At 53.0% G+C, this 14666-nt stretch carries 12 protein-coding genes; 5 read left to right on the plus strand and 7 right to left on the minus strand.

Annotated features, from left to right (window positions below; translation table 11 throughout):
• Positions 1-208: 208 nt before the first annotated feature.
• The 7 genes from cyoE to M989_RS19170 all read right to left on the minus strand — a co-directional run bounded on the left by cyoE (position 209) and on the right by M989_RS19170 (position 7570).
• A complete protein-coding gene (gene cyoE, locus M989_RS19140) occupies positions 209-1096 on the minus strand; it encodes a heme o synthase (RefSeq protein WP_064547906.1) in 888 nt (295 codons plus the stop codon).
• 11 nt (positions 1097-1107) lie between these two features.
• Positions 1108-1437: a cytochrome o ubiquinol oxidase subunit IV gene (locus M989_RS19145; protein ID WP_064547908.1), complete on the minus strand. Its 330-nt coding sequence runs from the start codon at positions 1435-1437 to the stop codon at positions 1108-1110.
• Complete coding sequence (locus M989_RS19150) at positions 1437-2048, minus strand: cytochrome o ubiquinol oxidase subunit III (protein ID WP_064547910.1); 612 nt, start codon at positions 2046-2048, stop codon at positions 1437-1439. The genes M989_RS19145 and M989_RS19150 overlap by 1 nt, the downstream gene beginning before the upstream one ends.
• Positions 2038-4029: a cytochrome o ubiquinol oxidase subunit I gene (cyoB, locus tag M989_RS19155; RefSeq protein WP_064547912.1), complete on the minus strand. Its 1992-nt coding sequence runs from the start codon at positions 4027-4029 to the stop codon at positions 2038-2040. Before cyoB ends, M989_RS19150 begins: the two co-directional genes overlap by 11 nt.
• Before the next feature lie 19 nt (positions 4030-4048).
• A complete protein-coding gene (gene cyoA / locus M989_RS19160) occupies positions 4049-4996 on the minus strand; it encodes a cytochrome o ubiquinol oxidase subunit II (protein WP_064547914.1) in 948 nt (315 codons plus the stop codon).
• 464 nt (positions 4997-5460) lie between these two features.
• Positions 5461-6945 (minus strand): muropeptide MFS transporter AmpG, encoded by a 1485-nt coding sequence (gene ampG, locus M989_RS19165; protein WP_064547916.1) that lies wholly within the window; start codon positions 6943-6945, stop codon positions 5461-5463.
• A 46-nt stretch (positions 6946-6991) separates the two neighbouring features.
• Positions 6992-7570, minus strand: a complete 579-nt coding sequence (locus M989_RS19170) for a lipoprotein (RefSeq protein ID WP_064547918.1) — start codon at positions 7568-7570, stop codon at positions 6992-6994.
• A 297-nt stretch (positions 7571-7867) separates the two neighbouring features.
• Here M989_RS19170 and bolA point away from each other — a divergent pair, with 297 nt between their 5' ends.
• The 5 genes from bolA (at position 7868) to lon (ending at position 14631) form a co-directional block, all read left to right on the plus strand.
• Positions 7868-8185, plus strand: a complete 318-nt coding sequence (gene bolA, locus M989_RS19175; RefSeq protein WP_064547920.1) for a transcriptional regulator BolA — start codon at positions 7868-7870, stop codon at positions 8183-8185.
• A 334-nt stretch (positions 8186-8519) separates the two neighbouring features.
• Positions 8520-9818: a trigger factor gene (gene tig, locus M989_RS19180; protein WP_064547922.1), complete on the plus strand. Its 1299-nt coding sequence runs from the start codon at positions 8520-8522 to the stop codon at positions 9816-9818.
• Between the two features lie 242 nt (positions 9819-10060).
• Positions 10061-10684: an ATP-dependent Clp endopeptidase proteolytic subunit ClpP gene (gene clpP, locus M989_RS19185; RefSeq protein ID WP_035894303.1), complete on the plus strand. Its 624-nt coding sequence runs from the start codon at positions 10061-10063 to the stop codon at positions 10682-10684.
• Positions 10685-10818: 134 nt separating this feature from the next.
• Entirely contained in the window at positions 10819-12093 is a 1275-nt protein-coding gene (gene clpX / locus M989_RS19190; protein WP_064547924.1) for an ATP-dependent protease ATP-binding subunit ClpX, read from the plus strand.
• A 183-nt stretch (positions 12094-12276) separates the two neighbouring features.
• On the plus strand, positions 12277-14631 hold the full coding sequence (lon, locus tag M989_RS19195; protein ID WP_064547926.1) for an endopeptidase La: 2355 nt from the start codon (positions 12277-12279) through the stop codon (positions 14629-14631).
• Positions 14632-14666: the final 35 nt, after the last annotated feature.

Genomic DNA, 14666 nt, shown 5'->3' on the forward strand with positions numbered 1-14666 from the left:
TTATCTGGGGCTTTTGTCTATCTGCCTTTCACATCATGCTCAAGACAAATAGTCTCAAGCACCCGCCGCGATTTTATACCTCTTCCCCTTGAATGAGCCGCTTAAACGCCAGCCTCGCCAATATTTAGGAAAACATCAATATCGGGCACTTTTCTTCAGGTAATAAAAAACCCCGCCGAAGCGAGGTTTTTTTGTCAGAACGTGTGTCTTACCAGACGTAAGTCAGCAGGCTCTGTGAGTTAGGCACCATAAAGTCCACGGACATCATCACAGACAGCGCGGTAATGGCAATGATCGAGAAACCGAACAGCTTGCGCGCCCAGACCTTATCATCTTCCACTTTGTAACCGCGCAGCGCCATACCGAGCCACCAGACGCTCACTGCCGCTGCAACAACCAGGTATTTATACCCGGCGTAGCCGCCCAGAGAGAGCATCAATGTGGCCAGCGCAAACGCTACGATATACACCGTGATGTGGTTCTTCGCCACGGCAATGCCTTTCACCACCGGCAGAACCGGAATGTTCGCTGCCTGATAATCCTTGAAGCGGAAAATCGCGATAGCGTAGGAGTGAGGCATCTGCCACAGGCTGAAAATGGCCAGCAGAATTAACGCGCCGCTGTCGAAATCACCCGTGACCGCGCAGTAGCCAATCACCGGCGGCGCAGCGCCGGAGAGAGAACCAATCAGCGTGCCGTAAACGGAGTGGCGCTTCATGTACAGGCTGTAAACGCCGACATAAACCACGAACCCCATCACCCCCAGCCAGCAGGCGAGGGGATTGGCGCCGAACCACAGCAGCATGAAGCCAGCGAGACCCAGCAAGGTGGCGTAGACCAGCGACGTTTTTGGCGCAATCAGTCCCTTAACCAGCACTCGGTTCTTCGTACGTTCCATCTTACGGTCGATGTCACGATCGATGTAGTTGTTGAAAACACAACCCGAGGCGACCACCAGAGACACGCCGATCAGCGTCCAGGCGAACAGCGGATAATCGATGTGGCCCTTGGAGGCCAGCAGGAAACCGCCGATCACGGAGATCAGGTTGCCAAAAATGATGCCAGGCTTCGTTACTTGCAGGTATCGCTTAAACATACTCGCCGCTCTTAGTGAACCATCATGTTGTAGTTCAGGTTCCACATAATCCAGATGGAGCCTACCACCACGATGGCAATGATTATCACGGTAAAGACAAACGCGGTCATGTTCCAGCCTTCGTCAGACTTGCTGTTCATGTGCAGGAAGTACACCAGGTGTACGACGATCTGCACAACAGCGGTCACCAGAATGGTGCCGAGAATTGCCGCATGCGACGCGCTACCGGTCATTACCATCCAGAACGGGATCACCGTCAGGATGATCGACAGGATGAAACCTGTCATGTACGACTTCACGCTGCCGTGGGATGCGCCGCTGTGATCGTTAGAATGACTCATTACATCGCCCCCATCAGGTAAACAACGGAGAATACACAGATCCATACGACGTCCAGGAAGTGCCAGAACAGGCTCAGGCACAGAATACGCGTACGGTTAGTGCTGGTCAGGCCGCGGCGGGAAATCTGCACCATCAGCACCGCCATCCAGATAAGACCGGAGGTGACGTGCAGACCGTGAGTCCCGACCAGCGCAAAGAACGCCGACAGGAAGCCGCTGCGATCCGGGCCCATACCTTCAACAATCAGGTGATGGAATTCATAGATTTCCATCGCGATGAACCCGGCACCAAACAGGAAGGTGAGGGCGAGCCAGGAAACCACCTGGCTCTTGTTGTTTTTGTACATGGCGATAGCCGCCATGCCGTAGGTGATGGAGCTGAACAGCAGCAGTGCGGTTTCTACCAGCACGAACGGCAGTTCGAAGATATCTTTACCGGTTGGGCCGCCCGCCGTGCCGTTCACCAGAACGGCATAGGTGGCAAACAGCGTGGCGAAGATAATGCAGTCGCTCATCAGGTAGATCCAGAAACCGAAGACTTTCATCGGCCCTGTATCGTGATGCCCGTGTTCATGCGCGTGGGCGTTGTGCGCGAGAGTATCAGTTGCCATTTTTCAGCCCTGCCTTAGAAATCTCATCGAAATGCTGATTTTCCAGTTTTTCGACTTCCGCAACCGGCACGTAGTAATCCACGTCCTCGTCAAAGCTTTTGATAATCCAGGTGATCAGGATGCCAGCGAAGCCGACAATTGCCATCCACCAGATATGCCAGATCATGGCGAAACCAAACACCGTAGCGAAGGCGGCAATCACGATGCCCGCACCGCTGTTTTTCGGCATATGAATTTCTTCATACTGTGTTGGCTGCTTGTACGCTTCGCCTTTCTCTTTCATTTCCCAGAATGCATCGCGTTCGTGAATCTGCGGCACAATGGCAAAGTTATAGAACGGAGGCGGGGAAGAGGTTGCCCACTCCAGCGTACGGCCGCCCCATGGGTCACCGGTCAGGTCACGGTTCTGCTCGCGGTCGCGAATAGACACGTAGAACTGAATCAGCTGGCACAGGATACCGCAGGCAATCAGCGCAGCACCGCATGCGGCAATCACCAGCATCGGGTGGAACTGCGGATCAATTTGCTGGCTCAGGCGACGGGTCATACCCATGAAGCCCAGCACGTACAGCGGCATAAACGCGACGAAGAAGCCGATGATCCAGAACCAGAAGGCGCGTTTGCCCCAGGTCTCGTTCAGGGTGAAGCCAAAGGCTTTCGGCCACCAGTAGGTCAGACCGGCGAAGCAACCAAATACCACACCGCCGATGATCACGTTATGGAAGTGCGCAATCAGGAACAGGCTGTTGTGCAGTACGAAGTCTGCGCCCGGCACCGCCAGCAGAACGCCGGTCATACCGCCGACCGAGAAGGTCACGATAAAGCCGATGGTCCACAGCATCGCAGAGTTGAAGACGATGCGGCCCTGATACATGGTGAACAGCCAGTTGAAGATCTTCACCCCGGTCGGGATGGCGATAATCATCGTGGTAATACCGAAGAAGGCGTTAACGTTCGCGCCGGCACCCATGGTGAAGAAGTGGTGCAGCCAAACGATGAACGACAGGATAGTAATACACACGGTCGCCCACACCAGCGAGGTGTAGCCAAACAGGCGTTTACGCGAGAAGGTTGCGGCAACTTCAGAGAACACACCGAATACCGGCAGAACCAGGATGTACACTTCCGGATGGCCCCAGGCCCAAATCAGGTTGATGTACATCATCATGTTGCCGCCCATATCGTTGGTAAAGAAATGGGTGCCCAGATAGCGATCCAGGGTCAGCAGCGCGATGGTAACCGTCAGAATTGGGAAGGAGGCGATAATCAGGATGTTGGCGCACAGAGATGCCCAGGTAAATACCGGCATCTTGAACATCGTCATTCCTGGCGCACGCATCTTGATGATGGTCACGAAGAAGTTAATACCGGTCAGAGTGGTACCAATACCGGAGAGCTGCAGCGCCCAAATCCAGTAATCGACCCCTACGCCCGGACTGTACTCAATTCCCGAAAGCGGCGGATAGGCCAGCCAGCCGGTCTGAGCGAATTCACCTACACCCAGCGACAGGTTAACCAGAACCACACCGACAACGGTGAACCAGAAGCTCAGGTTGTTCAGGAACGGGAACGCCACGTCGCGCGCGCCGATCTGTAGCGGAACCACCAGGTTCATCAGACCGATAACGAACGGCATCGCCACGAAGAAGATCATGATAACGCCGTGAGCGGTAAAGATCTGGTCGTAGTGATGAGGCGGCAGGAAGCCTGCTTCCCCGGCGGAGGCCAGCACCTGCTGGCTACGCATCATAATGGCATCGGCAAAGCCACGCAGCAGCATGACGATAGCGACGATGACATACATGATGCCGAGTTTTTTGTGGTCGACGGAGGTCAGCCACTCGTTCCATAGATAGGACCACTTACCGAAGTAAGTGATGGCCGCCAGGAGAGCAAGTCCCCCGACGATAATGGCAGCCACCGTAACCACGATAATGGGTTCGTGGTAGGGCACTGCATCCAGTGTCAGTTTTCCGAACATCGTATTCTTCCTCGGCCCCTTAGTGAGCGGATTCCGCGTGGCTCATGTCCATGCCTTCCATTCCTTCGTGCGATGCGTGTTCGCCTTCCGGTTTAGACATGTTCATGCTCTTGCCGTGATCCATGAATTTGCTGGTCACTGCTTTAAACAAATCAGGTTTCACGCTGGAGAAGTACTCCACCTTGTTGTATTCGCTCGGTGCAGCCACTTTCTCGAATGCTGCCATGTCGTCCATGGTGTTCGGAGATTGTTTCGCTTTAGCGACCCACTGATCGAATGTGGCACGATCCGGCGTAGCAATGGCTTTGAACTTCATACCAGAGAAGCCCGGGCCGCTATAGCTTGCTGAGATACCGTCGTAGGTACCCGCTTCGTTAGCGATAAGATGCAGGTTAGTCTGCATGCCGGCCATGGCGTAAATCTGGCTGCCCAGACGCGGGATAAAGAAGGAGTTCATCACGGAGTTGGAGGTCACTTTGAACTGCACCGGTACGTTCGCCGGGAAAGCGATTTCGTTAACGGTAGCAATGCCCTGCTCCGGGTAGATGAAGAACCATTTCCAGTCCATGGAAACCACTTCAATGGTGATTGGTTTCTCGTCATGAACCAGCGGTTTGCTCGGTTCTAAGGAGTGAGTGGTTTTCCAGGTCAGAACGGCGAGGAAGATGATGATAAGAATTGGCACGGTCCAGACCACAGCTTCCACTTTGTTGGAGTGTGACCAGTTCGGGCTATACTTCGCATCTTTATTGCTCGCACGATACTTCCAGGCGAAACCAACAGCCATCAAGACGGCCGGTATCACGACGATCATCATCAGGCCGAAGGCCGTCAGAATCAGCGAACGCTGCTCCAGTCCAATCTGTCCTTTGGGGTCAAGTAGTGCAGAATCGCAGCCACTGAGTAATACAGTGCCGGCGATTAATGACAACCATCCCAAGTTTTTATTGTATTTCCTGAGTCTCATGTAACGACCTCAATTCCACGGGGTGTTGGTGGCGTTTAAAGTGTGTGGGCATTTTACGGGAAGGTTACATTACTGTAAACATCATTGGGGCTCTGTCAGTTATGTGTTACCGGGTTCTGCCGTGCTTGTCACAGATGTTGCCAAATGTGTCTATTTTTCAGGCGGAATGCCCATCTGACGGGCGTTATAACGAAAGGGGGGATAGGGGCGGTGTTAAGATGGCAATTGGTATAACCATTGTCAAAAATATACAATTAATTAACAAATAATCATCAAATAAAAGACAATTAAAAAACGAAAATTTAATTGGCCCGATGCTGAATCGGTTAAAGAAATAAAGCCTGTTTTAAACGTTCCAGTAATTTCCAGAATTCTAAAGCGCACAAAAGCGCAAATAAAAAATTTTATATACGATGCGTGAGTTATTATTACGCGTAGTGATTACAACGGATATGTCGCATTTTTTACTTATTTACCGGAACCGACGTTTTGCGCAGAGCCAGATAGTCCAGCAGGCAGCCGAAAACGATGCCAACAAAGGCAATCAGAACCCCCGCTTCCAGCACCCGTGCTGACCACGGTAATACGGAGAAATTCAGCGCATCGCTGATTAACATCAGCAGCCAGATGCCCAGCAGAACAACACCCGCCAACAGCAGACGCAGCGCCAGACGATAGCCGCCGCTGTAGGCCGTGCGTGGCATAAACTGCTCGGTTTGCTGGGTATACTCCAGCGTTCGTCGGCAGACGAGCAGCAAGAAGATTCCCGGCACGGCGGCGACCACGGAGAAAAGATAGAAGGTTGGCCAGCCGTGGGCTTCAACGAACCAACCGGCAATTGGCCCCACGTACACGCGACCTACGGCAGAGAGTGCCGACAGTAGGGCAAACTGGGTGGCGGAAAACGACTTATTGCATAACGTCATCAGCAACGCGACGAACGCCGCTGTGCCCATGCCGCCGCACAGGTTTTCAAAGAACACCGCCGCCGCCATGGAATAGAGATGTTTGTCGGTTACCGACAGCATCCAGTAACCGGCGTTTGAGACGCCTTGCAAAATACCGAAAATGAGCAGCGCGCGGAACAACGTCAGGCGTTGCATCAGCACGCCGCCGTACAGCGCACCGACGATGGTCGCAAATAAGCCAAGGGTTTTGTTGACCATACCAACCTGGCCTGCGTCAAAGCCGACGCCGCGAATCAGGAAGGTGGTGGTCAGGCTCATGGCGAAGGCATCGCCGAGTTTGTACATTACAATCAGCAGCAGAATCAGCCACGCGTTATTGCGGCTAAAGAAATCTTTTAACGGCGCAACCACCGCTTGCTCAAGGCTTTTCGGGACCGGAATAACATCGCTTGGTTCCGGTGCCAGCAGCGTGGCGATAATACAGGGCACCAGTAGCGCGGCCATTAACCAGTACATGCCCTGCCAGCCTAGCCACTTATCGGCAAGCCACAGCGCTAAACCGCCGGAAACCAGCATTCCCAGTCGATAGCCCAGCACGCTAATCGCCGCGCCGGCCCCGCGCTCTTCGGCGGGCAGCACGTCGGTTTTCCAGGCGTCGAAGACGATATCCTGTGAAGCAGAGCAGAAGGCGATGACGACCGCCAGCGCCGCCATCCAGCGCAGCTGTGAGGCGGGCTCAAGGAAACCCATTGCCGCGATGGCGACAAGCAGTAAACATTGGGTGGTGAGCAGCCAGCCGCGACGTCGCCCAAGGAATGGTGGCGTATAGCGGTCCATGACCGGAGACCAGAGAAACTTAAACACATATGCCTGTCCGACAAGCGAGAAGAAACCGATGGTTTTCAGGTCGATATTCTCAACCGTCATCCACGCCTGTAGCGTCCCTGAGGTCAGGGCAAGCGGTAAACCGGACGCAAAGCCAAGAATCAGCAGAATGGCTGATTTCGGTTGCTGAAAAATTCGCAGATAGTGAGCAGACATAGGCGTATACGTTCAGACCCGGCGAGGTGCCGGGTCTGAGACAGGATTAACGTGCGTTCTGTTTGATAAAATCGTGGATCGCGGTGTCCTGGGCCATATCGGCAATGGTGTCGCTTAGCACGCTGTCCACGGTGTTGGAAATGTTCTGGTTGGAGGCCTGGAACGCGCCCTCAACGGAATAGTTAGAACGGTAGTTTTTGGTCATCTTGCTACCGTTTGCGGCAGTCGCGATGATAGCAATATCCGCTTTGGTATTGATGTTGTAACGCACGTTACCCTGGGAAACGTCGGCGTACAGCTGATTAACGATGATCTGCAGGTTTACCGCACCGTTCGGGCCAATCATGTAGCCGCGCGCGGTCATCTGTTTTTCCAGCACTTCTTGCATCAGGAAGCGCAGGTCGCGGGAAGCTGTCAGGGTCACCAGCTGGTTGTTGCGAGTCACTTTCGCCAGCGCCTGATCCTGACGCTGGTCGGCGCCGGTAATGCTGACGGTGACGCCCATCAGGCTAGGATCCTGCTGAGGCAGTGTGATTTTCGGCGACACGTCAACGGTGGTCGGCGGCGTTGCGCATCCTGCCAACATAAACAGTGCTACCAGTGGGAAGAGGATTTTTTTTAACATGTTAGGGTTCTCAAACGCATTGTTTACTGAAAATTCCCGTCATCATAACATCGCCAACGGTCAGGGGAAGTAGGCAATGCATGTAATTTCATCGCGTTGGTGCTTTTCTGCGCCAGGGATCGTTTTGCAGGTGGATTTCAGATGAGAACGGATTGTAAAAGGCGTTAACTTCATCTACTTGACAAATAAAATGGGGCGAACGCTAATTTTTTGTTGCCTTTGTGTAATGGAGTCAGTAAAAGCGGCTAACATTTAAAGGGATAGGCGGCATCTTAACGTTGTCGGAGGAGTAATATCATGATGATGCGTGAACAAATCGAAGAAAAATTAAGGGCAGCGTTTGATCCAGTGTTCCTGGAAGTTGTCGATGAAAGCTACCGCCACAACGTACCGGCAGGCTCAGAGAGCCACTTTAAAGTTGTGCTGGTGAGCGATCGATTTACCGGGGAACGCTTCCTGAATCGCCACCGAATGATCTATGGCACCCTAACAGAGGAGTTTGCCTCCACCGTACATGCTCTGGCTCTGCATACCTACACGCGTAAAGAGTGGGAAGGTTTACAGGATACCGTTTTTGCCTCGCCGCCGTGTCGTGGCGCTGGGACTATCGCGTAGAAAAGGCATTTGCAACGCGGAACTTTTCCAGTATGTTGCGTACAGATTATGAGAAAACGGCCTGCGGGCCGTTTTGTTTTGTCTGAATTTTGAGCGCTAAAAACAGTATTCAGACAAAAATTAGCCGGGAATTGTGAAAAATGCCGCAGCAACGCGTGATAACCGTTCTCGACTCATAAAAGTGATGCCGCTATAATGCTGCGTCTTATTTTTCGGAATGTCTTCGGGATGATTCTGGCTACAGGGAATGGTTTCTGATTAAAAGAGAACGTCCCAGTACTGCAAGGCATGATTCAGAGTTGACCGAGCACTGTGATTTTTTTGAGGTAACAAGATGCAAGTTTCAGTTGAAACCACTCAGGGCCTTGGCCGCCGTGTAACGATTACTATCGCTGCTGACAGCATCGAGACCGCTGTAAAAAGCGAGCTGGTCAACGTAGCGAAAAAAGTACGCATTGACGGTTTCCGTAAAGGTAAAGTACCGATGAATGTTGTTGCTCAGCGTTATGGCGCTTCCGTGCGTCAGGACGTGCTGGGTGACCTGATGAGCCGCAACTTTGTTGATGCGATCATCAAAGAGAAGATCAATCCGGCTGGCGCACCGAACTATGTTCCGGGCGAATACAAGCAGGGTGAAGACTTCACCTACGCAGTAGAATTCGAAGTGTATCCGGAAGTTGAGCTGAAAGGCCTGGACGCTATCGAAGTTGAAAAACCGGTTGTTGAAGTGACCGAAGCCGACGTTGACGGCATGCTGGACACCCTGCGTAAGCAGCAGGCTAACTGGAAAGACAAAGACGGCGCTGTTGACGCTGAAGACCGCGTAACCGTTGACTTCATCGGTTCCGTAGACGGCGAAGAGTTCGAAGGCGGCAAAGCGACTGACTTCGTACTGGCGATGGGCCAGGGCCGTATGATCCCGGGCTTTGAAGACGGTATCAAAGGTCACAAAGCAGGCGAAGAGTTCACCATCGACGTGACCTTCCCGGAAGAATACCACGCTGAAAACCTGAAAGGTAAAGCGGCTAAGTTCGCGATTACCCTGAAGAAAGTTGAAGAGCGTGAGTTGCCGGAACTGACTGCTGAATTCATCAAACGTTTCGGCGTTGAAGATGGCACCGTTGAAGGCCTGCGCGCTGAAGTGCGTAAAAACATGGAACGCGAGCTGAAAGGCGCGGTACGTAACCGTGTGAAATCTCAGGCGATCGAAGGCCTGGTGAAAGCCAACGAAATCGACGTTCCGGCTGCGCTGATCGACAGCGAAATCGACGTTCTGCGTCGTCAGGCTGCTCAGCGTTTCGGTGGCAACCAGCAGCAAGCGATGGAACTGCCGCGCGAACTGTTCGAAGAGCAGGCGAAACGCCGCGTTGTTGTTGGCCTGCTGCTGGGCGAAGTGATTCGTACCCACGAGCTGAAAGCTGACGAAGCACGCGTTGCTACTCTGATCGAAGAAATGGCGTCTGCCTACGAAGATCCGAAAGAAGTGATTGAATTCTACAGCAAAAACAAAGAGCTGATGGAAAACATGCGCAGCGTCGCTCTGGAAGAACAGGCTGTTGAAGCGGTTCTGGAAAAAGCGAAAGTGACTGAAAAAGCAACTTCCTTCAACGAACTGATGAACCAGCAGGCGTAATTTCGCTTCCCGGTTTACGGTTTTGAGAAAAACCCGTTGCCTTTTGGTGACGGGTTTTTTTTTATTGCAGCGATAACTAAAGCTGACATGATAAAACGCCGTTTGGGTGTTAGCGTAACAACAAAATATTGTTATGCTTGAAATAGGGTAAGATCGTACCCATTACTGGGGGAACGAATCACTCGCCGCATCTCTATAATCAGAAAGCTGTGGCTATTTTATTTATTATCCAGGAGACGGAAATGTCATACAGTGGCGAACGAGATAACTTTGCACCCCACATGGCCCTGGTGCCGATGGTCATTGAACAGACCTCCCGTGGCGAACGTTCTTTTGATATCTACTCCCGTCTGCTTAAAGAGCGTGTCATCTTTCTGACCGGCCAGGTGGAAGACCACATGGCGAACCTGATTGTGGCGCAAATGCTGTTTCTGGAAGCGGAAAACCCGGAAAAAGACATTTACCTGTACATCAACTCCCCAGGTGGCGTGATTACGGCTGGGATGTCTATTTATGACACCATGCAGTTCATCAAGCCGGACGTCAGCACCATCTGTATGGGGCAAGCGGCGTCGATGGGCGCGTTCCTGCTAACCGCAGGCGCAAAAGGTAAGCGCTTCTGCTTGCCGAACTCCCGCGTGATGATTCACCAACCGCTGGGCGGTTATCAGGGCCAGGCGACGGATATCGAAATCCACGCCCGTGAGATCCTGAAGGTGAAAGGACGTATGAATGAGCTTATGGCGCACCATACCGGCAAGTCTCTGGAGCAGATCGAAAGCGACACTGAACGTGACCGCTTCCTGTCCGCTTCTGAAGCCGTCGAGTATGGCCTGGTTGACTCAATTTTGAGTCAACGTAACTAATGTCATGACGGCACGTGCCGCTGCACGGTATATAATACTAAGGGCGGCACAACGCTTGCGTAGCAGCTTGCGCTTAAGAATGGCATTTGCGTCGTCATATGCGGCACAAAGAACTTAAAAAGAGGTTTTGACTCATGACAGATAAACGCAAAGATGGCTCGGGCAAACTGTTGTACTGCTCTTTTTGCGGCAAAAGCCAGCACGAAGTGCGTAAGCTCATCGCCGGCCCATCCGTGTATATCTGCGACGAATGCGTCGACTTATGTAACGACATCATTCGCGAAGAGATTAAAGAAGTGGCGCCGCATCGTGAACGCAGTGCTCTGCCGACGCCACACGAGATTCGCCACCATTTAGATGACTATGTTATCGGTCAGGAACAGGCGAAAAAGGTGCTGGCCGTTGCGGTCTACAACCACTACAAACGTCTGCGTAACGGTGATACTAACAACGGCGTTGAGCTCGGCAAAAGTAACATTCTGCTGATCGGCCCAACCGGTTCCGGTAAAACCCTGCTGGCCGAAACGCTGGCTCGCCTGCTGGACGTTCCGTTCACCATGGCGGACGCTACCACCCTGACCGAAGCGGGTTACGTGGGTGAAGACGTTGAAAACATTATTCAGAAACTGCTGCAGAAGTGCGACTACGACGTACAGAAAGCGCAGCGTGGTATTGTTTACATCGATGAAATTGACAAGATTTCCCGTAAATCTGACAACCCGTCGATTACCCGCGACGTGTCCGGCGAAGGCGTACAGCAGGCGTTGCTGAAGCTGATTGAAGGCACCGTAGCGGCCGTTCCGCCGCAGGGTGGACGTAAGCATCCGCAGCAGGAATTCCTGCAGGTTGATACCTCGAAGATTCTCTTCATCTGCGGCGGCGCGTTTGCCGGCCTGGATAAAGTGATCGGTAACCGCGTTGAAACCGGTTCGGGTATTGGCTTTGGTGCGACGGTTAAATCGAAAACGGATAAGGCTAGCGAAGGCGAACTGCTGAGCCAGGTCGAACCGGAGGATCTGATCAAATTTGGTCTGATCCCTGAGTTTATCGGTCGTCTGCCGGTAGTCGCAACGCTGACTGAACTGAGCGAAGAAGCGCTGATTCAGATCCTCAAAGAGCCGAAAAACGCCCTGACTAAGCAGTATCAGGCGCTGTTTAACCTCGAAGGCGTGGATCTGGAATTCCGTGACGAAGCGCTGGATGCCATTGCTAAGAAAGCCATGGCGCGTAAAACCGGTGCTCGTGGCCTGCGTTCCATCGTGGAAGCCGCGCTGCTCGAAACCATGTACGATCTGCCTTCCATGGAAGACGTTGAGAAAGTGGTCATCGACGAGTCGGTCATTGCCGGTCAAGGCGAGCCGCTGCTGATTTACGGCAAGCCGGAAGCACAGCAGGCATCTGGCGAATAATTCACCAGTTCATACAATCAGTTAATCAAAAAGGGGGGATTTTATCTCCCCTTTTATTTTTCCGTATTCATAGCGTTGAATGTGTGGAATACATCCCCATATACTGGTTACATGTTAATGGTTGTGTGAAGCACAGTCGCATGACCAGTTTACCTGGCGGACACTAAACTAAGAGAGAGCTCTATGAATCCTGAGCGTTCTGAACGCATTGAAATCCCCGTATTGCCGTTGCGCGATGTGGTGGTTTATCCGCACATGGTCATTCCCTTATTTGTAGGGCGGGAAAAATCTATCCGTTGTCTGGAAGCGGCCATGGATCATGATAAAAAAATCATGCTGGTCGCCCAGAAAGACGCTTCAACGGATGAGCCGGGTGTAAACGATCTTTTCACCGTCGGGACCGTGGCCTCTATTTTGCAAATGCTGAAACTGCCTGACGGTACGGTCAAAGTACTGGTTGAAGGCCTTCAGCGTGCGCGTATCACCACGCTGTCTGATAACGGCGAGCACTTCTCGGCGAAGGCGGAGTATCTGGAATCGCCGGAGATTGAAGAGCGCGAGCAGGAAGTGCTGGTGCGTACGGCAATCGGTCAGTTTGAAGGCTATATCAAGCTGAACAAGAAAATTCCACCGGAAGTGCTGACGTCGCTGAACAGCATCGACGATCCGGCTCGCCTGGCGGACACCATCGCTGCGCATATGCCGCTGAAGTTGTCAGATAAGCAGTCCGTTCTCGAGATGTCCGACATCAACGAACGCCTGGAATACCTGATGGCGATGATGGAGTCGGAAATCGATCTGCTGCAGGTTGAGAAGCGCATTCGCAACCGCGTGAAAAAGCAGATGGAGAAATCTCAGCGCGAGTACTATCTGAACGAGCAAATGAAAGCCATTCAGAAAGAGCTCGGCGAGATGGACGACGCGCCGGACGAGAACGAAGCGCTGAAGCGTAAGATCGACGCGGCGAAAATGCCGAAAGAGGCGAAAGAAAAAACCGAAGCCGAACTGCAGAAGCTGAAAATGATGTCGCCGATGTCAGCAGAAGCGACCGTGGTACGCGGCTATATCGACTGGATGGTGCAGGTGCCGTGGAATGCGCGCAGCAAGGTTAAAAAAGACCTTCGCCAGGCGCAAGAGATCCTCGATACCGACCATTACGGCCTGGAGCGCGTCAAAGACCGTATTCTTGAGTATCTCGCGGTCCAAAGCCGTGTGAATAAAATCAAGGGGCCGATTCTGTGCCTGGTAGGGCCGCCGGGGGTTGGTAAAACCTCTCTGGGTCAGTCCATCGCCAAGGCGACCGGTCGTAAATACATCCGTATGGCGCTGGGCGGCGTGCGTGATGAAGCGGAAATCCGCGGCCACCGTCGTACCTATATTGGCTCGATGCCGGGCAAACTGATCCAGAAAATGGCCAAAGTGGGCGTTAAAAACCCGCTGTTCCTGCTTGATGAGATCGACAAAATGTCTTCTGACATGCGTGGCGATCCGGCTTCTGCACTGCTTGAAGTGCTGGATCCCGAGCAGAACGTGGCGTTCAGCGATCACTACCTGGAAGTGGACTACGATCTCAGCGATGTGATGTTCGTGGCGACCTCTAACTCCATGAATATTCCGGCGCCGCTGCTGGACCGTATGGAAGTGATCCGTCTTTCCGGTTATACCGAAGATGAGAAGTTGAACATTGCCAAACGCCACCTGCTGCCGAAGCAGATTGAGCGTAACGCCCTGAAAAAAGGCGAATTGACGGTGGACGACAGCGCAATCGTCGGCATCATCCGTTACTACACGCGTGAAGCGGGCGTCCGTAGTCTGGAGCGTGAAATCTCCAAGCTGTGTCGTAAAGCGGTGAAACAGCTGCTGCTCGACAAGACGCTGAAGCACATCGAGATTAACGGCGACAATCTGCACGATTACCTCGGCGTTCAGCGCTTTGACTACGGTCGCGCCGACGACGAAAACCGCGTGGGTCAGGTGACCGGCCTGGCGTGGACGGAAGTGGGCGGCGATTTGCTGACCATCGAAACCGCCTGCGTACCGGGTAAAGGCAAGCTGACCTACACCGGTTCGCTGGGTGAAGTGATGCAGGAGTCCATTCAGGCGGCGTTGACCGTGGTGCGCGCGCGCGCGGAAAAACTGGGTATCAACCCGGATTTCTACGAAAAACGCGATATTCACGTTCACGTGCCGGAAGGGGCTACGCCGAAAGACGGTCCGAGCGCCGGTATTGCGATGTGTACCGCGCTGGTTTCCTGCCTGACCGGCAACCCGGTGCGTGCAGACGTGGCAATGACGGGTGAAATCACCCTGCGTGGCCAGGTGCTGCCGATCGGCGGCCTGAAGGAAAAACTGCTCGCAGCACACCGCGGTGGCATTAAGACTGTTCTGATTCCTGACGAGAACAAACGCGATCTGGAAGAGATTCCGGACAACGTTCTGGCGGACCTGGACATTCATCCGGTGAAACGCATTGAGGAAGTTCTGTCACTTGCGCTGCAAAATGAACCGACCGGCATGCAGGTTGTAACCGCAAAATAGTGACCTCGCGCAAAGAGCGTTAATAAAAACCAGGC

This window comes from Kluyvera georgiana ATCC 51603, assembly GCF_001654985.1.
GTDB lineage: Bacteria > Pseudomonadota > Gammaproteobacteria > Enterobacterales > Enterobacteriaceae > Kluyvera > Kluyvera georgiana.